The organism is Synechococcus sp. H70.2 (assembly GCF_047462275.1).
Taxonomy (GTDB): Bacteria; Cyanobacteriota; Cyanobacteriia; order Thermostichales; family Thermostichaceae; genus Thermostichus.
In genome coordinates, this window is record NZ_JANSIU010000001.1 from 266,006 (window position 1) to 282,586 (window position 16,581).

Annotated in this window: 21 protein-coding genes and 1 pseudogene; 6 read left to right on the forward strand and 16 right to left on the reverse strand. The window is 59.9% G+C overall.

Annotation, left to right across the window (positions count from 1 at the left end):
- Nucleotides 1–43: 43 nt before the first annotated feature.
- From rplE to rplC, 13 genes and pseudogenes are all read right to left on the reverse strand, one after another.
- Nucleotides 44–586, reverse strand: a complete 543-nt coding sequence (gene rplE, locus NW822_RS01335; protein ID WP_414359261.1) for a 50S ribosomal protein L5 — start codon at nucleotides 584–586, stop codon at nucleotides 44–46.
- A gap of 49 nt (nucleotides 587–635) precedes the next feature.
- Nucleotides 636–1,034 (reverse strand): 50S ribosomal protein L24, encoded by a 399-nt coding sequence (gene rplX, locus NW822_RS01340; protein WP_414359260.1) that lies wholly within the window; start codon nucleotides 1,032–1,034, stop codon nucleotides 636–638.
- Nucleotides 1,034–1,402 (reverse strand): 50S ribosomal protein L14, encoded by a 369-nt coding sequence (rplN, locus tag NW822_RS01345; RefSeq protein WP_414403260.1) that lies wholly within the window; start codon nucleotides 1,400–1,402, stop codon nucleotides 1,034–1,036. The genes rplX and rplN overlap by 1 nt, the downstream gene beginning before the upstream one ends.
- A complete protein-coding gene (gene rpsQ / locus NW822_RS01350; protein WP_414359256.1) occupies nucleotides 1,399–1,650 on the reverse strand; it encodes a 30S ribosomal protein S17 in 252 nt (83 codons plus the stop codon). Before rpsQ ends, rplN begins: the two co-directional genes overlap by 4 nt.
- The gene (gene rpmC, locus NW822_RS01355) at nucleotides 1,650–1,886 is read right to left on the reverse strand and encodes a 50S ribosomal protein L29 (protein WP_414359254.1); all 237 of its coding nucleotides are present in this window, start codon (nucleotides 1,884–1,886) and stop codon (nucleotides 1,650–1,652) included. Before rpmC ends, rpsQ begins: the two co-directional genes overlap by 1 nt.
- Before the next feature lie 16 nt (nucleotides 1,887–1,902).
- Nucleotides 1,903–2,379 (reverse strand): 50S ribosomal protein L16, encoded by a 477-nt coding sequence (gene rplP, locus NW822_RS01360; protein ID WP_414403261.1) that lies wholly within the window; start codon nucleotides 2,377–2,379, stop codon nucleotides 1,903–1,905.
- A gap of 45 nt (nucleotides 2,380–2,424) precedes the next feature.
- Nucleotides 2,425–3,171 (reverse strand): 30S ribosomal protein S3, encoded by a 747-nt coding sequence (gene rpsC / locus NW822_RS01365; RefSeq protein ID WP_414403262.1) that lies wholly within the window; start codon nucleotides 3,169–3,171, stop codon nucleotides 2,425–2,427.
- A gap of 33 nt (nucleotides 3,172–3,204) precedes the next feature.
- Nucleotides 3,205–3,576, reverse strand: a complete 372-nt coding sequence (gene rplV / locus NW822_RS01370; protein ID WP_414359250.1) for a 50S ribosomal protein L22 — start codon at nucleotides 3,574–3,576, stop codon at nucleotides 3,205–3,207.
- Nucleotides 3,577–3,613: 37 nt separating this feature from the next.
- Entirely contained in the window at nucleotides 3,614–3,895 is a 282-nt protein-coding gene (gene rpsS / locus NW822_RS01375; protein ID WP_414359248.1) for a 30S ribosomal protein S19, read from the reverse strand.
- 57 nt (nucleotides 3,896–3,952) lie between these two features.
- The gene (rplB, locus tag NW822_RS01380; RefSeq protein ID WP_414359246.1) at nucleotides 3,953–4,837 is read right to left on the reverse strand and encodes a 50S ribosomal protein L2; all 885 of its coding nucleotides are present in this window, start codon (nucleotides 4,835–4,837) and stop codon (nucleotides 3,953–3,955) included.
- Between the two features lie 16 nt (nucleotides 4,838–4,853).
- Entirely contained in the window at nucleotides 4,854–5,153 is a 300-nt protein-coding gene (locus NW822_RS01385) for a 50S ribosomal protein L23 (RefSeq protein WP_414359244.1), read from the reverse strand.
- A 190-nt stretch (nucleotides 5,154–5,343) separates the two neighbouring features.
- Nucleotides 5,344–5,970 (reverse strand): annotated as a pseudogene (gene rplD / locus NW822_RS01390) (50S ribosomal protein L4); the annotation flags it as partial.
- 45 nt (nucleotides 5,971–6,015) lie between these two features.
- Nucleotides 6,016–6,660: a 50S ribosomal protein L3 gene (gene rplC, locus NW822_RS01395; protein ID WP_414403263.1), complete on the reverse strand. Its 645-nt coding sequence runs from the start codon at nucleotides 6,658–6,660 to the stop codon at nucleotides 6,016–6,018.
- A 362-nt stretch (nucleotides 6,661–7,022) separates the two neighbouring features.
- Between rplC and NW822_RS01400 the strand changes: the two genes are divergently transcribed.
- Nucleotides 7,023–9,029: a hypothetical protein gene (locus tag NW822_RS01400; RefSeq protein ID WP_414403264.1), complete on the forward strand. Its 2,007-nt coding sequence runs from the start codon at nucleotides 7,023–7,025 to the stop codon at nucleotides 9,027–9,029.
- Between the two features lie 108 nt (nucleotides 9,030–9,137).
- Nucleotides 9,138–9,620 (forward strand): hypothetical protein, encoded by a 483-nt coding sequence (locus tag NW822_RS01405; RefSeq protein WP_414403265.1) that lies wholly within the window; start codon nucleotides 9,138–9,140, stop codon nucleotides 9,618–9,620.
- Between the two features lie 57 nt (nucleotides 9,621–9,677).
- Here NW822_RS01405 and metK read toward each other — a convergent pair whose 3' ends face one another.
- Entirely contained in the window at nucleotides 9,678–10,937 is a 1,260-nt protein-coding gene (gene metK / locus NW822_RS01410) for a methionine adenosyltransferase (RefSeq protein WP_414403266.1), read from the reverse strand.
- A gap of 576 nt (nucleotides 10,938–11,513) precedes the next feature.
- Here metK and cobO point away from each other — a divergent pair.
- A complete protein-coding gene (gene cobO / locus NW822_RS01415; RefSeq protein WP_414359235.1) occupies nucleotides 11,514–12,179 on the forward strand; it encodes a cob(I)yrinic acid a,c-diamide adenosyltransferase in 666 nt (221 codons plus the stop codon).
- Nucleotides 12,180–12,190: 11 nt separating this feature from the next.
- The gene (locus tag NW822_RS01420) at nucleotides 12,191–13,537 is read left to right on the forward strand and encodes a cobyrinate a,c-diamide synthase (RefSeq protein WP_414403267.1); all 1,347 of its coding nucleotides are present in this window, start codon (nucleotides 12,191–12,193) and stop codon (nucleotides 13,535–13,537) included.
- A 49-nt stretch (nucleotides 13,538–13,586) separates the two neighbouring features.
- On the opposite strand, the gene NW822_RS01425 is transcribed toward NW822_RS01420, so the two are convergent.
- Both NW822_RS01425 and NW822_RS01430 read right to left on the reverse strand, forming a co-directional pair.
- Nucleotides 13,587–13,967, reverse strand: coding sequence for a response regulator (locus NW822_RS01425; protein ID WP_414403268.1), 381 nt, complete (start codon nucleotides 13,965–13,967; stop codon nucleotides 13,587–13,589).
- Between the two features lie 172 nt (nucleotides 13,968–14,139).
- Complete coding sequence (locus NW822_RS01430; protein WP_414403269.1) at nucleotides 14,140–15,072, reverse strand: NAD(P)H-dependent glycerol-3-phosphate dehydrogenase; 933 nt, start codon at nucleotides 15,070–15,072, stop codon at nucleotides 14,140–14,142.
- A 136-nt stretch (nucleotides 15,073–15,208) separates the two neighbouring features.
- Between NW822_RS01430 and NW822_RS01435 the strand changes: the two genes are divergently transcribed.
- Both NW822_RS01435 and gcvH read left to right on the forward strand, forming a co-directional pair.
- Nucleotides 15,209–16,114 carry an alpha/beta fold hydrolase gene (locus NW822_RS01435; RefSeq protein ID WP_414359228.1) on the forward strand — a complete coding sequence of 302 codons (906 nt, stop codon included), beginning with the start codon at nucleotides 15,209–15,211 and terminating at the stop codon, nucleotides 16,112–16,114.
- A gap of 74 nt (nucleotides 16,115–16,188) precedes the next feature.
- On the forward strand, nucleotides 16,189–16,578 hold the full coding sequence (gene gcvH, locus NW822_RS01440; protein WP_414359227.1) for a glycine cleavage system protein GcvH: 390 nt from the start codon (nucleotides 16,189–16,191) through the stop codon (nucleotides 16,576–16,578).
- Nucleotides 16,579–16,581: the final 3 nt, after the last annotated feature.

Genomic DNA, 16,581 nt, shown 5'->3' on the forward strand with positions numbered 1-16,581 from the left:
CTCCTGGAAAGATTGGTGGGGAGAATTTTTTGTGGGGGTAAGTCTAAGAAGCAAAGGGCATGCCGAACTCTCTGAGCAGGGCACGGCCCTCTTCATCGGTCTTAGCGGTGGTCACAATACAGATGTCCATGCCTCTGATCTTGTCAACAGAGTCGTAGTTGACCTCAGGGAAGATCAGTTGCTCGCGAATTCCAAGGGTGTAGTTGCCGCGCCCGTCGAAGGATTTGGGGTTGACGCCGCGGAAGTCGCGGATGCGCGGCAGAGCCAGATTAATGAGGCGATCCAAAAAGGCATACATCCGCTCCCGCCGCAGGGTTACCATCAAGCCAACGGGCATGCCCTTGCGGATCTTGAAACTAGCAATGGCCTTCTTGGCGCGAGTAATCACAGGGCGCTGGCCAGTAATGGCGCTAATCTCAGCAATGGAAGATTCCAAGGCTTTGGCATTTTGGGAGGCCTCTCCCAAGCCACGATTGATGACAATTTTCTCCAAGCGAGGCACTTGGTGGATGTTGGTGTAGCCCAGCTCTTTTTGCAGCTTGGGGACAATGACGGTATGGTAGAGGACTTGCAGACGCTGAGGCATGGCAGGTTCTCCTTCTTGCTCTGGGCTGGGTCAGAGCTCTCCCAACCCTCTAGTCAAGGATCTCGCCAGTTTTCTTGAGCACGCGGACTTTGCGGCCATCGGCGGTGATTTGGTAGCCGACCCGGCTGGCAACCTCGTGCTTCTTGGAATAGAGCATTACCTTGCAAGCATGGATGGGGGCTTCCTTGGTCTCAATCCGGCCCTTTTCCCCTTCCCGCTGCGGCTTGCGGTGGTAGGTAACGATGTTAACCCCTTCCACCAAAACCATGTTGCGTTCGGGGAAGACCCGCAGCACCTCGCCAACTTTGCCTTTGTCGTCACCTGAGATTACCTGAACGAGATCTCCTTTTTTGATGCGCATCTTGTAGCGCAGACTGTTGCGGTGCTTGCGAACGCCAGGCTGCCGGATGAGTCGTCGGATTTGGCTGGGCTTAAGAGGGCGAACCATTACAGAACCTCCGGAGCAAGCGAGATGATCTTGGTAAAGTTTTTCTCCCGCAGCTCGCGGGCTACAGGACCAAAGACGCGGGTTCCACGGGGGTTGCCGTCGTTGTTGATGATCACAGCAGCATTGTCGTCAAAGCGGATACAGGTGCCATCGGGGCGGCGTACAGTATCCACAGTGCGGACGACAACGGCCCTGACCACATCGGATTTTTTAACCGGCATATTAGGCAGGGCGTCTTTGACAACGCCAACAATGACATCCCCCAGGCTGGCGTAGCGGCGGCCGCTGCTGCCTAGGACGCGGATACACATGAGTTTGCGGGCACCGGTGTTGTCGGCTACCGTTAGCATGGTTTGCTGCTGAATCATGGCTTCTTCCCTTCCTCTAGGATCTCAACCACCCGCCAGCGCTTGGTACGACTGAGGGGGCGGGTTTCAACAATGCGCACCAGATCCCCCTCCTGACAGCGGTTTTCCTCGTCGTGGGCTTTAAACTTTTTAGTTTTGACGACAATCTTGCCGTATTTTGGGTGGGCAACCCGGTTTTCCACGGCAACAACCACTGTCTTTTGCATTTTGTTGCTGACAACAATGCCAATCTTTTCACGAGCAGGCATCACTCCTCCTTCTTAGCCTGACTTGAGGACAAGGATTTGCCGCGTTTGCGCTCTGCCTCCACAGTCAGCAGTTGGGCCAGCTTGTGCTTGCGCAAGCGAATGAGGTGAGGTTGGTTGAGCTGCCCTGTGGCTTGCTGCAAACGCAGCTCGAACAGCTCTTTTTTGACGGCATAGATCTCCTGGGCCAATTCTTCGTCGGAGAGAGCGCGGGCATCGGCAATTTTAGGCATAGGCATGGCTAACTCTCCTCCTCTAGACGGCGCTAGCTGACACTTCCGGAGCTTCTCCGGCTGCTTCCTGAGCAAGTTCTGGCTTCTCAAAGTCGGCTTTGGTAACAAACTTAACTTTGATGGGCAGCTTGTGAGCGGCCAGGCGCATGGCCTCGCGGGCCGTTGCTTCGGGAACTCCCCCCATTTCAAAGAGGACGCGGCCCGGCTTGACAACGCAAACCCAATATTCGGGGTTGCCTTTGCCGGATCCCATGCGGGTTTCGGCAGGCTTGCGGGTAACGGGCTTGTCGGGAAAGATGCGGATCCAGATCTGGCCTCCCCGCCGAACGTAGCGACTCATGGCCCGACGGCTGGCCTCGATCTGTCGTGCCGTAATCCAGGCAGGTTCTAGGGCCACCAGGCCATATTCCCCAAAGCTAATGCGGTTGCCACGGGTTGCCTTGCCCTTCATGCGCCCACGCTGTTGTTTACGGTATTTGGTTCGTTTGGGGCTTAACATGGCCGCTCCTTAAGTCAACTGCAGTAGGGGTTCCGCTCTTGGCCCTTAGGCCTCGGCTGCTGAGCGGTCTTCAAAGGTAGGCCGTCGCCGCTGCTGCCGACGCTTGGCCTGCGGCAAGGGAACTTTTGCTTCGAGACGTTCCTGGCCAGGAAGAATTTCCCCTTTGAAGACCCAGACCTTGACCCCAATGACGCCATAGGTGGTCTGAGCAACGCGCTCAGCATAGTCAATGTCTGCCCGCAAGGTATGCAGAGGGATCCGGCCTTCCCGCGTCCATTCGCTGCGGGCAATTTCGGCGCCATTCAGCCGACCGGCAACTTGGACTTTGATCCCTTGCACGCCGGCCCGCTGAGCTCGTTGGATGACCTGGCGGACAATGCGGCGAAAGGCAATCCGCCGCTCCAACTGCTGGGCAATGTTTTCCGCCAACAGCGTCGCCTCAGCATCAGGACGGGTAACCTCGACTACGTTAATGCGGATGGTTCTGCCAGGGCTGCCGCGCAGGCTTAGCTCTTTCTGCAAGCCCTGGCGCAGCTCTTCAAGGCCGGATCCACCCCGACCGACCACTACTCCAGGTCGCGCAGCTCGGATTTCTAGGTCGATTTGATCGGCTTTGCGCTCGATGAGAATGTCAGCTAGACCAGCATTGCTCAACTTCTTGGTTAGGTAGGTGCGGATGTAGTCGTCCTCCTGCAGCAGCGCTGGGTAGTGGGCCGGGTCGGCAAACCAGCGGCTGCGGTGTTCCTTGATGATGCCGAGGCGGAAGCCAAAAGGGTGGATCTTCTGTCCCATGGTGACGCCAGCAAAGGGTAGAGGTCTGAGGATTTAGGGAGCCGTCCCCGCCTCCGCTTCCAGAGGCCGGACAGCAATGGTGATGTGGCAGGTGCGCTTGCGAATCGGGTAGGCCCGACCTTGGGCGCGGGGGCGAAACCGCTTCAGGGTCGGTCCTTGGTCAGCGTAGGCTTTGCTGATGACAAGATTGCGGGGATCCAAGCCGTTGTTGTGTTCGGCATTGGCCACCGCTGAGCGCAGCACCTTGCGCACCGGCTCGCAGGCGGCGTAGGGCATGAACTCCAGCAGAATCAAGGCATCGGCATAGGTGCGTCCTCGAATCTGGTTGAGAACGCGCCGCACCTTGTAGGGAGACATGCGAATGTAACGGGCTACCGCTTTAACTTCAGGGGAGGGATCGGCCATGGCGCTCTCCTTTCTTGCTGCTATTTTGTTGCTGGACTCAAGAGCGGGCAGCTTTCTTGTCGCTGCCAGCGTGGCCGCGGAAGGTTCGGGTAGGGACAAACTCCCCCAGCTTGTGACCCACCATCTGGTCAGTGATGTAGATGGGCACGTGCTGCTTGCCGTTGTAGACAGCAATAGTGTGACCAATCATCACAGGTAGGATGGTGCTGGCCCGCGACCAGGTCTTGATCATTTGCTTTTGATTGCGCTCGTTGAGCTTCTCGATTTTGCGAAGCAGCTTGGCATCTACAAACGGACCTTTTTTCAGAGAACGTCCCATAGAAATTCACCCCTCTGGCAACTGGGTTTAGGCTAGAGTAAGCGGCAGAGGCCAAACCTATTGCGGGGCCATCCCGCCCTTGTCCCGCTGGCCACCCCGACGGCGACCGCGCACGATAAACTTGTTGCTGGGTTTGTTGCGTTTGCGGGTTTTGTACCCCAAGGTGGGCTTACCCCAGGGGGTAACAGGGGTGCTGCGACCAATGGGAGCTTTGCCTTCCCCACCGCCGTGGGGGTGATCGACAGGGTTCATTGCCGAGCCCCGCACGTGGGGGCGTCGACCCAGCCAGCGGCTGCGCCCCGCTTTGCCAAGGCTAATGTTGTTGTGGTCCACATTGCCCACTTGGCCAATGGTGGCGTAGCACTCCCCTCGGATCATGCGAACCTCACCCGAGGGCAGCTTTAGGGAGACGTACTTGCCCTCTTTGGCCACCACTTGGGCGCCGGCTCCGGCAGCGCGAACAATTTGTCCGCCGCGACCGGGGTAGAGCTCGACGTTGTGAACTATCGTCCCTAGGGGGATCCGCTCCAGCGGCATGGCGTTGCCCACCTCAAAGGGAGCGTCAGGCCCGGCCATGATCGTGGCTCCCACCTGAATGTTGCGAGGGGCAAGGATGTAGCGCTTCTCGCCATCGGCGTACTCCACCAAGCAGATGCGGGCGCTGCGGTTGGGGTCGTACTCAATGGTCTTGACCGTGGCCGGGATCCCCCGCTTGTCGCGGCGGAAGTCAATGATGCGGTAGAGCCGCTTGTGGCCACCTCCCCGGTGGCGGCAGGTGATGACGCCACGGTTGTTGCGGCCCTTCTTGCGGTGGATAAACTGCAGCAGCGACTTCTCCGGTCGGGGTCGCTTGCCATTTTCGTCCCGCGACAGCTCCTCAAAGTTGGAGACTGTCATGTGGCGGGCGCTGGGGGTGTAGGGTCGGAACGTGCGAATACCCATGGCTTGACCAGTAGTCTTAGGTTTCAGGGAAGAGGACAATGGAATCGCCTTCGGCCAAGGTTACCACCGCTCGCTTGGGACGGCTGCGGTAGCCGACAAAACGACCTACCCGCCGCTGCTTACGGGGCAGCTTCAGGGTGTTGACAGAAGTCACCCGTACTCCAAACATTTCCTCAACGGCAGCCCGGATGAGCGGTTTGGTGGCGTTGGGCATGACTTCAAAGACGTATTTGCGCTGCTCCATCAAAGCCGTTGTCTTTTCGGTGATGACAGGGCGTAACAGAACATCAGCCAGAATTCGCTTGCTCTCCGTCATTGTCCTCCTCCTCTGCTGCCACTGCTTCGGCTTCCTCTACGGCTGGGGCAAGGGGCTCTGCGGCTGGGGGAGTTGGGTGCACAGCCTGGGGAGCTTGCTCGTTGCTAGAAGCTGCTCCTGGCTCGACCTGCCCGTTTTCTCGATCCAGAACCTGAGCTTGTTCCTCGCTGAGTTCAGCTTGGGCTGGAGCTCCCCAGCGGGCCTTGAGCTTCTCGAGGGCAGAGGTTGTCATCAGCACCCAATCGACATTGAGCAGATCAAAGACATTGAGCTGATCCAGGCCAATCAGCTTGACACGGGCGATGTTGCGCACAGCTCGCTCCACCACTTCCGAGCGCTCGGCAACAATCAGCAGAGCCGACTGATCCTCTCTCACTCCCCAGCGCAGCAGGGCTTGGGCCATCACGCGGGTCTTGGGCGGGTTGAGCTGGTCCTGGAAATCTTCCACTACAATCAGGTCCTCCGCTCGGCTTTGCAGAGCAGTACGTAGCGCTAGCCGCCGCTCTTTGCGGTTCATGGCCAGGTTGTACTCCCGCTTGCGGGGGCCGAAGACCACCCCCCCCTTACGCCAAAGAGGAGAGCGAATAGAACCAGCGCGAGCCCGCCCAGTGCCCTTTTGCCTCCAGGGCTTGCGACCGCCACCGCGCACTTCAGCCCGCGTCTTGGTGTGGGCATTGCCCTGGCGAGCGTTGGTCATCTGACGGCGCAGAGCCAGATAGAGAACGTGGACAGCCGTCTCGGGGCGGGCCACCTTGAGGCTTAGCTCCGCGCTGCCCACTGTTTCCCCTTGCCAATTTTTCACCACACAACTTGCCATGGTTCCCTCGTCTTTGCCGATGCCGGTTTGCCAGGGATCCCTCCTCTAGCGTTTACTGCCCACCTGTTTGGCAGGGGTAATCTCCAGGAGCCCTCCCTCCACGCCGGGGACCGAGCCTTTGATCACCAACAGATTCCGCTCCGGATCCACCTTCACCAACTCCAGCCTGCGAATCGTGACGCGGCAACCGCCCATCCGACCAGCCATGCGCAGTCCTGGGAACACGCGGCCAGGCCTTGTGCCGGCGCCAATGGAACCAGGTCGGCGGTGGTTCTTGGAGCCGTGGGACATGGGACCCCGACCAAAGTGGTGCCGCTTTTGGTAGCCGGCAAACCCCCGTCCAATAGAGGTACCCGCCACGTCCAGCAACTGGCCGGGAGAGAAGATCTCGACGGTAATCTTCTGCCCCAATTGGTAGGCTTCTGGCTGGTCAACCCGGAACTCGCGCAGGTAACGCAGCAGCTCCGTCACCCCTGCCTTTTTCAAGTGGCCGCGCTGAGCTCGCGTAAGGTGCTTCTCAGTGGTGGGCCAGTAGCCCAACTGCACGGCATTGTAGCCATCCGTGGCTTGGGTTTTAATCTGGGTTACCGTGCAAGGCCCAGCCTGCACGACGGTCACCGGAATGGCCAACCCTTCCGGCGAGAAGATCTGGGTCATGCCAACTTTTCTTCCCAGGATGCCAAGCGCCACAGAAACCTCCTCTCAAGCCTGCGCGGCTTGCTCTGTTGCTTTAACAGCTTGCAACTGGCTCCCTAACCCAAGTCCAGGCAGTAGGCGCCCTGGCAGAAACCTGCCCAGGCGAAAAAGCAATGGAGAGGGAGTTGTCGTATCCCCTAAGGTCTCCCAGCGCCAATGGCGCTGCGCTTTTTGCCTAATTCCCTTTGACGCCAAACTGCTTTTGGGGGCTGCTCAGACTTACCTGCAAAGAGGCAGTATCTGGCTTAGCAGCACGCTAAGTTGCCGAGAACCGTTGTTGCTGCGGGCGGATTCAATTGACAACAGTAGTACATCATAGTGAGGTGACGGGTTGTTTGTCTAGGTTTTGCTAACAAATGGGTTCAGCAACTGGGAAAGCCGCTCGGGGAGACAGAGAGTTTCAGAGTGTGATGGGGTGGGCGCGCAGCGGGCTGACCCAGGCTTGTGTAGATCGCTACTGGCATTTGCTGCAGGCCGGAGCCAATCCGGCGCGGATCTTGTTTCTGGTGCGCAGCCGGCGGCAGGGAGCAGAGGTGTTGCGGCGCCTCCAGGCCCTCAGCTCAGGTTTGGTGGGCCCGTGGCGGATTGAGACGTTTTTGCAGCGGGTGGGGCGGGCTTTGGCGGAGTACTGGCCGCAGGTGTGTGCGCGTGTCCCCCAGTTGCCGCGCTCGTTTGAGCCCGTGCCTCTAGCGAAGGATCTCACCCAGTTTCTCTGTGGGCGAGTCTGTGCTTTGTGCCCACGGCATGGGGAGGTCTTCGCCAATCTTGGGCTGGACGAGTTCCAGATTTGGGATCAAATTAGCAGCGCCGCCTACATTGCCGGCGCTTCCGGCCTAACAGCAGAAGCGGTGGGATCCCGGCTAGCAGCGGCCTGGCCCGAAGACAGGGATCCGGCACGGGCAGAAGCCCTGGGAGCACTAAGCTGCTGCGTGGAGCAACTATGGCAGGCAGGGCTGCAGTTGGGATCCCTGGATTTTGGCCTGCAACTCCGCCTCTTTCAGGAGCACATCCTGCCCTTGGCGGAGTTTTGGCAGGAGTGGGATCACCTAATCGTGGATCAGGCAGAAGACAGCTGCGGCGTGGCACTGGAGTTCTATCGCCAGGGGCAAGCCCACCTGCAGAGCCAATTCTTCAGCTACACTCTCGGCGGCGGGATCTCCTTGACGGCGATCCCGGAAACAGTGGCCTGCTTCCTCCTGGAAAACACCCAGGTTCGGTTTACAGAAGGGAGCTATTGCGGTTCAGCCGGCCTGGTCCGCTTGGGGCTGCAGATAGCGCGAGCTGTGGCTCCCCAGTTCTCCTCCCCCCTCCCAGAACCAGCGCTAGGGAAGCTGCCGAGGGTGGAGGTGCTGGAGGGAGAAACCCCCTTTGCAGCCCTAGAGGCCATGGTTGCCCAAATCCGGCAACTGCTGGATGCAGGAATTCCTGCCTTTCGCCTTGCTGTCCTCCTGCCTTGCATGGATGCCGGGGTCAGCCTAAGCCTCCAGGAGCAGTTGCCGGAGGCCCCCATCTTGCCAATTGCCCCCTTCCCAGCTCTCATCCGCTACCCCCTGGTGCGGGCGCTCCTGACGGCCGCAGAGGTGGCCCATCCCCAGTGGGGAGCCTTTCCCACCTTGCCAGCCTGGCGGCTGTTGCTTAGCAGTGTGTTGGACCTAGATCCCATTCGAGCAGCGCTGTTGGCCGAAGATACCCTAGATCCGGTGGGACGTTCCCTGCGGCCTAGAACTGCCGTGCGCCAGCCAGAGCGGGTGGGCTTTGCCAACCTGGAGCGCTACCAGAGGCTGTTGGACTGGCTGCGCAGCTACCGGCCTGGGCCTTCCTTGGCCGCTTTCTTCCAGCGCTTTTTTGCCGAGCACCTAACCACTGCTTCCCCTCAGGATCAAGAGCTACTGCAGCTGCTGACGGATGCAGCCCAGCGATTTCGCCGCGCCTTTCCTACAGAAGAGGATCCTGCCTTTTTAGCCATGATTCGCTCGGGACAAAGCCCCAGCAACAGTCGCTTTGAGCCCGACTACTCCCGCTACCTGGTGGTGGCCACGCCAGCGGCCTACATCCAACGCGGCTTGGAGGCTGATTACCAGTTTTGGTTTGACATCACCAACCCCCGCTGGTCCCGCTCTCTCTGGCGCGGGCTCTACAACAGCCGTGTGCTGACACCGGAATGGAAGGGGGGAGTTTTCGATACGGCTCAGGATCGAGAGGCGCGTCAGCAAATCCTAGCTCGCACTCTGCTCAACCTCTGCTGCCGTGCGCGCCAGGGGCTGTGGCTGGTGCGCTCCACGTTTAATGGGCGCGGCGAAGAGAACACCGGCACCTTAGACTTGCTGGTGTTGAAGGCGGCGAAGGCTATAGCTTGTGCCTAGCAGCAGGATTGGGGCCAGTTGGCTGGTCCGCGGCAGCTGGGGAGGAGCCTTTGCCTAGCTAGGTCTGAGCTAGCTTTGGGTGGAGTTGCCTAGCGCTAGGAGGGGCCGATGGATTCCGCCACCTTTTTGGAGCGCTATGGATTTGAGCTGGAGGGGCAAACTAGCCAAAGGTGGGTGGAGCGCTGGAGCAAGCAGTTCCCAGGCCCTTGGATCCCAGCCGCTTTGCTGGAAGCCCTCTACCGGGGCCGCTACAAGGCCACCTCTGTAGAACAAATCCTCCGCCTCTGGCAGCGCCGCGGCGCTCCCTACCTCACCTTTCCTCCGGAAATGAGCCGCTCTCTGTGGCGAGAACAAGAGGAGCTGATCCGCTCCTTACTGGCAACGGCCACCAGCTGCCTTGCGCCACCTCCCTCACCTCTTCCAACTCCAGCTGGCAAGGGATCCCGCTTTGCAGAGGAAGCGGCTATTTCCCTTGACCTGTTGTTGGCGGAGCTGCAGGACCTTCCTCCCAAACTCCGCTACCTGCTCCAGCGGCTGCAACTTTCCTCCCCTGCCTGTGAGCCAGAGATCTTGCTGACTTTTGAGCTCTAGCCTGTCGACTCTCCCACTCCTACCCCAGCCTCCCTAGAAGAACCCTGCTCCTCTTGCTCAGGACAGGACAAACCTTGAGCTGGAGAGAGCCTCCTCCCGCAGTAGGGCAGCTTTGTCGGTGCGCTCCCAAGGCAGATCCAGATGGGTTTGGCCGAAGTGACCGTAAACTGCCACATTTTGATAGAAGCGTCCCCCCCGCTGGCGGGGCAGCTCCTGCAGTTGAAAGTGAGCTAGAATGGCCGCTGGCCGCAGGTCAAAGTGGCGCTGGACCAGCCGCAGCAGATCCTCGTCAGGAATGCGCCCTGTGCCAAAGGTTTCCACCAACAGGTTGATGGGCCGAGCCACCCCAATGGCGTAGCTGACCTGCACCTCGCATTTTTGGGCTAGGCCGGCAGCCACGATATTCTTGGCCACATAGCGGGCGGCATAGGCAGCGCTGCGATCCACTTTGGTGGGATCCTTGCCAGAGAAAGCGCCACCGCCATGGCGGGCATAGCCCCCATAGGTATCGACGATAATCTTGCGCCCAGTCAGGCCGGCATCCCCCTGCGGGCCGCCGATGACAAACTTGCCAGTGGGGTTGGTGAGGAAGCGGGTATTGCTATTGGGTTTGATGGGCAGCTCAGCAAACACAGGCTTCACTACTGCCTCCCAGAGGTCGGCACGGATGCGCTCTTGCACTGCCGCCTCTTCTGTAATGGAGCCGATGGTTGGCGTGTGCTGGGTGGAGATGAGCAAGGTGTGGATGCCCACTGGACGTCCCCCCTCATAGGCCACCGTTACCTGCGTCTTGCCGTCAGGGCGCAGATAGGGCAGGGTGCCGTTCTTGCGAACTATAGCCAACTGGCGGCTGAGGCGGTGGGCCAAGCTGATGGGCAGTGGCATTAGCTCAGGGGTCTCGTCACAGGCAAAACCAAACATCAAGCCTTGATCGCCGGCGCCAAGCAGGTCGAATTCATCCTCGCAGGCGGTGCGACTTTCCAAGGCCCTGTTCACCCCTTGGGCAATATCGGGAGATTGCTCATCAAAAGCTACCAGCACCGCGCAGCTGTCAGCGGAAAAGCCATTCCTGGCGTCGGTATAGCCAATTTCGGCCAGTTTGTCCCGCACCAAGCGCGTGAAATTGACATGCGCTTGCGAGGTGATTTCCCCGGTGAGGATCACCATGCCCGTACTCACCACTACCTCTGCTGCCACTCGGCTGGAGGGATCTGCCGTCAAGAGGGCATCCACAATGGCATCAGAGATCTGATCACAGATTTTGTCGGGGTGCCCCTCCGTCACTGACTCCGAGGAAAACAGAAATGACTTGGACAAGGAACCTCTCCTTTCCTTCGAAAGCAGTAAAACAGAAAACCTAGGCAGGCCAGCAGAACCTGCCTCTGGGTGGGGCACTGGCGCAGAAGGCAGGAAATCCCACCCCCTGCAGCAAAGCAATGCCCAGCCCTAACTAATATACCCCCACCCCCCTCCTAGGGTTTGCATCAGCCGCTTGCCAAACAGCTTTTGCCACCAGTCAGTGGACAGCAGCCAGGCCCAAAGAGCACCCCCAAAACCCGCACCAGGTAAGCGCCTGCCGCTCTGCAGCGACGGCCACCCCTAATCCCAGCGCCGGGATCCCCCCAGCCCAGTTCGCATCCGGGGCAGAACTGGGCACCGCCCAGACAAAGCAACCCAGCAGCAGGCTATCTCGAAATGCACCAGCCGGCTCCCTCATGAGCCCAGAGCCCCTGCAGTAGCAGAGCCCAACCGCTAGGATCCTAACCCAGCGGCGACAGCTGTCCGAAGATTCGAAGATTCGAAAAGCTGGAAGCCGGATTAGGATGAGAGGCAGTGGGCCGGGCGAAGGGTTCGGCCTGCGGGAGTGCTTCTGCAAGTTCCCCCTCGGTAACCATGACCCACCCCTCCCCATCGCCCTCGACCCCTGAACGAGAGGCCGAGCGAAACTGGCAACACCGGCAAAGGATGCAGCGCCGCCAGCAAATCCAGCGCCAGCGCCTGGCAGGTATGCGTGACAACAAAGGCTTAGTTATTGTCTACACAGGTCAGGGCAAGGGCAAAAGCACAGCGGCTTTTGGTACGGTCTTTCGGGCCCTCGGCCAGGGCTTGTCAGTGGGGGTGGTGCAGTTCATCAAAGGAGCCTGGGATCCAGGTGAAGCCAAATTGTTGCGCAAGTTAGCTGCCCATCCCGAGCTGAACTTAGGGAAGATTGCCTTTTATGCCATGGGGGAAGGCTTTACCTGGGAAACCCAGGATCGCGAGCGGGACATTGCCTGCGCCCAGGCTGCCTGGGAAAAGGGGCGGGAGCTATTGGGTAGTGGCGAGTACCACTTGGTGCTTTTGGATGAAATCAACGTTGCCCTCCAGCTGGGGTATCTCTCGCTGGAGCAGGTGTTGGCTGGCCTAGCCGAAAAACCAGAAAGGGTGCACGTGATCCTAACTGGGCGAGGGGCGCCGGCAGGGCTAATTGAGCGGGCTGATCTAGTAACGGAAATGGCCTTGGTCAAACATCCCTTTCGCGACCAAGGGATCAAGGCGCAAAGGGGTATCGAGTTCTAGCCCTTGGACAGATGGCAATTCTGCTGGCAGCAGCGGCAAGCGGCAGCGGCAAGACCACCGTCACGTTAGCTCTGCTGGCCGCACTCCGGCGGCGGGGCCTGCGCATCCAGCCCTTTAAGGTGGGGCCGGATTACATCGATCCTCTCTTCCACACGGCAGTGGCCGGGATCCCCTCTCGCAATCTGGATCCCTTTTTAACCGACGAGAGCTTTGTGCAGCGCTGCTTTCGCTACCACTGTCAGGACAAAGATGGGGCGATTGTAGAAGGCGTGATGGGTCTCTTCGATGGGCAAGGGCCTGGATCTTCCTGGGCCAGTAGCGCCCATGTGGCCCGCCTGCTGGGGATCCCAGTGGTGCTGGTCATCGACGGCAGTGGCATGGGAACGACAGTGGCCGCCTTGCTCTACGGCCTGAGCCGCTTTGATCCCCGCCTGGCTATTGCCGGCGTCATCTTCAACCGGGTGGCTTCAGAGGGCCATGGCCAGGTGTTACAGCAGGCAGCGGCAGCCGTGGGGATCCCGGTTTTGGGGCAATTTCCTCGCCGCGAGGACTTGCGCCTGCCCAGCCGCTACCTAGGGCTGGTGCCTGTCTTGGAACTGGCTGACTTTCCCCGCTGGCAGGAGGCCTGGGCTGAGCTGGCAGAGCACCACCTAGATTGGGATCAGCTTCTGCCCCTAATCCGCTCCCTGCCGCCAGCAGTGGGGGAGCTCTGGCCAGGGGTTCATCCCCTGGCAACGCCAGTGCGGGTGGCAGTGGCCCGCGATGCCGCCTTTAACTTCTACTATGCCGACAACCTAGATCTCCTACGGGCTTGGGGGGCGGAGCTCCTGGAGTACTCCCCCCTGGAAGTCGGGCTGTGGCCACCGGATCCCTGCGATGGCCTGCTCTTGGGGGGCGGGTTCCCAGAACTGTTTGCCGCCGCCCTCTCTGAAAAAATAGCCCAGCAAACTCCGCCACCCGCCCATCCCCCCCTCTATGCCGAATGCGGCGGCTTGATGGTATTGGGACAGTCCCTCACTGATTGGGACGGAAAGACCTACCCCATGGCCGGCCTGCTGCCCATCACCGTGGACATGGGGGAGCGGCTGTGTCTGGGCTATCGCGAGGCCACCGTTCTACGCTCCACCCTCCTGGCAGCGGCCGGGGATTGCCTGCGAGGACACGAGTTTCACCGCTCCCGCAGCAGCCCTGCCTGCCCAAACCCCGTCTACAGCTGGGGATCCCCGCCCCAGCAGGAAGGCTGGGCCACTGAGCGCCTACATGCTTCCTACCTGCACCTCCACTGGGGATCCCGCCCCGACCTCGCGGCGCGGCTACTCCAGAATTTTTTATCGATTGGCCGTGCTCCAGCCTCTTGACCTGTCGAGCCGTGCTCTGCCGCAGGGGGAAGGGCTGGGATTGAAACTCCTAGGGGCAACCCCTAGAGGTTAGGTGGGCAGCAATGGTCCTCAGCAGCCGGCTTTGATCAATGGGCTTGGTGAGGTAGGCGTTGGAACCCAGTTGTCGCCCCTGTTCCGTAGCTTCCCGGGAAGTTTTGGAGGAGAGAAAGACGAAGGGAATGTGGGCTGTGGCTTGATCCCATCGCACGGCTTCTAGCACTGCATAGCCATTGAGCTTGGGCATGACTACATCGCACAGGACCAAGTCGGGCAGGAGGGCGCGCACCAGCTGTAATCCTTCCTCCCCGTTGCTAGCCGCAACAGTGTCGTACCCAGCTCGCTGCAGCACCTTCTGCAAATAGGTGCGGATAGCGGGTTCGTCTTCAATCACCAAGATGCGTTTGGACATGGGGCTTTGCAAACGAGAGCCAAGTTGAGGCAGGAACGAACGGGGAAGCTACAAAAAAAACTCCGCCAAATGGCTCATTTTGGTACCCCAGCCCTCTGCAAAAATCCTGAGACGGTGCAGAACCCCTTTCCTCATCCGCCTACCTCAGGGAGAGAAGCGGGGGGTGAGGGTCTTATTCTGAGGTAAGCTGTCGCTCCATCAGCCTAGCTAGGGCAGCAGGGGGGGTGGTCTGCCCTTGCAACAACAGATGCACCTCCTGCGTGATAGGCACCCGGATGTTGTGCTGGGCGGCAATCTTGACCACGACGGGAGCGGTGTAAACCCCTTCGGCAGTGCCCTCGATTTCCGCCAGAACCTGGGACAAAGGCTTGCCTTGACCCAAGCCGTAGCCTACGCGGTAGTTGCGGCTCAAGGGACTGTGACAGGTGGCCAGCAGATCCCCCAATCCTGAGAGGCCGTTGAAGGTCTCAGGCCGGGCCCCCAAGCAGGCTCCCACCCGGATCATTTCAGCCAAGCCGCGGGTGACCAGGGCAGAGCGAGCATTGGTGCCCAGTTGCAGCGCATCACACACCCCCACGGCAATGGCAATGACGTTCTTGAGGATGCCCCCTAGCTCCACTCCCAGAGGATCGCTGCTGGTGTAGAGGCGAAAGCGCTCGCAGGCAAGGGCATGCTGCACCTGTACCGCTGCCTCGGGAGTGCGGCTGGCCACCACTGCGGCTGCCGGCAAACCCTGGCGGATCTCAGCTGCCAGGTTTGGCCCGGAGAGCACCACCAACGGCTGAGTGGGGAAGGTGGCTGCCCAGATCTGGGCTGGCGTCAAAAGCTGCAGGGGATCTAGCCCCTTGGTGGCCGAGACCAAAATGGCTTGGGGGGGGATCCCCACCTGACGCACCGCCTCGGCCACGGGACGCACTCCGGCCATGGAGACGGCCGAAATAATAATGTTGGATCCCTGGAGCACCTCTTTGAGGTTCCAGCCATGGCGCCGATCCCAAACCTGCACCCCGTGTCCCTGGGCCTGGGCTAGCAAAGCCAGTGTGCTTCCCCAGGCCCCCGCTCCTAGAATGGCGATCTTTTGGGGGGATGTTGTGTTAGTTCTCATCTGACCTTTGTAGCCGCCGCTTCTCTCCCAAGATGCCTTTTGCAGACGCCTCCGAAGAACTCCCCACTAGCAGGAGAGCGACAAAGGTTAGTATGAGTGGATACCAAATCATGGGTTTGGCCTGAGAGCAGACGACATGACAGAAGCAGGGATCCAACGCCTTCCTGCTGAGGTGGCTGCCAAGATAGGAAGCTGGCAGCACGGCTATGCCCTGACCAATGGCATTCAACTGCACTATGTCACCCAGGGGGAAGGGGAGCTGGCAATCCTGCTGCATGGTTTCCCAGAGTTTTGGTATTCCTGGCGGCACCAGATCCCGGTGTTGGCGCAGCGGTTTCGCGTCGTGGCCCCTGATCTGCGCGGCTATAACGACTCCGACAAGCCAGATTACGGCTACGACCTGGATACTCTCACCGAGGATGTCCGCGGCCTGCTGGCGCATTTTGGGGTCAAAAGCGCGGTGGTGGTGGCCCACGACTGGGGAGGAGCGATTGCTTGGCACTGGGCGCAACTTTTCCCCCATGAGATCCGCAAGCTGGCCGTGCTCAACTCTCCCCACCCAGCTTGCTTTCGCCGGGAGTTCCTGACCAATTTGGATCAGATGCGCCGCAGTTGGTACTTGTTTTTCTTCCAGTTGCCCTGGCTGCCGGAGTGGGTGCTGCAGTGGAACCTAGAGGAGTGGGTGCGGCGTATTTTTCAAGAGACCTCCGTGCGCAAAAGCGCCTTCACTCGCCACGACCTAAAGATCTACCAAGAGGCCCTCGCCAAGCCTAAGGTGCTCACCTCTGCCCTCAACTACTATCGCCACCTATTTAGCCTGCCCACTCTGCAGAACCTGTTTTTGCAGCCCCTGCGGCAGATCCTCGCCCCCACCCTACTCATTTGGGGAGAGGAAGACTTTGCCCTCAGCCGTGAACTGACTGAGGGAATGGATCCCTTTTTCCCCAATGGCCTGCGCAAGGAGTACATCCCTGAGTGTGGCCATTGGGCGCAGCAGGAGGCGCCGCAAACCGTGAATCGGCTGCTGATGGAGTTCCTTTAGCCCCCCTGGGGAGAGCTTTACCAGGCTCTGGGGTTGCCCTAGAATAGTCGACTGGATTGAGCGGGGGAAACGGCATGGCCCTGGAGTATCCACCCCATCTGCGCTACGTGGACACCCACGAGTACATTCGCGTTGAGGATGACATTGCGGTGATTGGGATCACCGCTTATGCCGTCGATCAGCTGGGGGATATCGTCTTTGTCGGCCTGCCCGAGGAGGGGACAGAGATTGAAAAGGGCGAGAGCTTTGGCTCAGTGGAATCCGTTAAGGCCGTGGAGGATCTCTATGCCCCTGTTTCGGGGGAAGTGGTGGCGGTAAACAAGGCGGTGGTGGACAGCCCGGAGAGCATTGCCGACGATCCCTATGGGGATGGCTGGCTGATCAAGGTGCGCATGACCAACCCCGAGGATCTCGAGGACACGATGAGCGCCGAGGCCTATGCCAGCTTGGTGGAGGGATCCTGAACC

Excerpts from the sequence above, each read along its gene's own strand:
- rplE (WP_414359261.1), bottom strand. The coding sequence starts at position 586 with ATGCCTCAGCGTCTGCAAGTCCTCTACCATACCGTCATTGTCCCCAAG.
- rplX (WP_414359260.1), bottom strand. The coding sequence starts at position 1,034 with ATGGTTCGCCCTCTTAAGCCCAGCCAAATCCGACGACTCATCCGGCAG.
- rplN (WP_414403260.1), bottom strand. The coding sequence starts at position 1,402 with ATGATTCAGCAGCAAACCATGCTAACGGTAGCCGACAACACCGGTGCC.
- rpsQ (WP_414359256.1), bottom strand. The coding sequence starts at position 1,650 with ATGCCTGCTCGTGAAAAGATTGGCATTGTTGTCAGCAACAAAATGCAA.
- rpmC (WP_414359254.1), bottom strand. The coding sequence starts at position 1,886 with ATGCCTATGCCTAAAATTGCCGATGCCCGCGCTCTCTCCGACGAAGAA.
- rplP (WP_414403261.1), bottom strand. The coding sequence starts at position 2,379 with ATGTTAAGCCCCAAACGAACCAAATACCGTAAACAACAGCGTGGGCGC.
- rpsC (WP_414403262.1), bottom strand. The coding sequence starts at position 3,171 with ATGGGACAGAAGATCCACCCTTTTGGCTTCCGCCTCGGCATCATCAAG.
- rplV (WP_414359250.1), bottom strand. The coding sequence starts at position 3,576 with ATGGCCGATCCCTCCCCTGAAGTTAAAGCGGTAGCCCGTTACATTCGC.
- rpsS (WP_414359248.1), bottom strand. The coding sequence starts at position 3,895 with ATGGGACGTTCTCTGAAAAAAGGTCCGTTTGTAGATGCCAAGCTGCTT.
- rplB (WP_414359246.1), bottom strand. The coding sequence starts at position 4,837 with ATGGGTATTCGCACGTTCCGACCCTACACCCCCAGCGCCCGCCACATG.
- NW822_RS01385 (WP_414359244.1), bottom strand. The coding sequence starts at position 5,153 with ATGACGGAGAGCAAGCGAATTCTGGCTGATGTTCTGTTACGCCCTGTC.
- NW822_RS01400 (WP_414403264.1), top strand. The coding sequence starts at position 7,023 with ATGGGTTCAGCAACTGGGAAAGCCGCTCGGGGAGACAGAGAGTTTCAG.
- NW822_RS01405 (WP_414403265.1), top strand. The coding sequence starts at position 9,138 with ATGGATTCCGCCACCTTTTTGGAGCGCTATGGATTTGAGCTGGAGGGG.
- cobO (WP_414359235.1), top strand. The coding sequence starts at position 11,514 with ATGACCCACCCCTCCCCATCGCCCTCGACCCCTGAACGAGAGGCCGAG.
- NW822_RS01420 (WP_414403267.1), top strand. The coding sequence starts at position 12,191 with ATGGCAATTCTGCTGGCAGCAGCGGCAAGCGGCAGCGGCAAGACCACC.
- NW822_RS01425 (WP_414403268.1), bottom strand. The coding sequence starts at position 13,967 with ATGTCCAAACGCATCTTGGTGATTGAAGACGAACCCGCTATCCGCACC.
- NW822_RS01430 (WP_414403269.1), bottom strand. The coding sequence starts at position 15,072 with ATGAGAACTAACACAACATCCCCCCAAAAGATCGCCATTCTAGGAGCG.
- NW822_RS01435 (WP_414359228.1), top strand. The coding sequence starts at position 15,209 with ATGACAGAAGCAGGGATCCAACGCCTTCCTGCTGAGGTGGCTGCCAAG.
- gcvH (WP_414359227.1), top strand. The coding sequence starts at position 16,189 with ATGGCCCTGGAGTATCCACCCCATCTGCGCTACGTGGACACCCACGAG.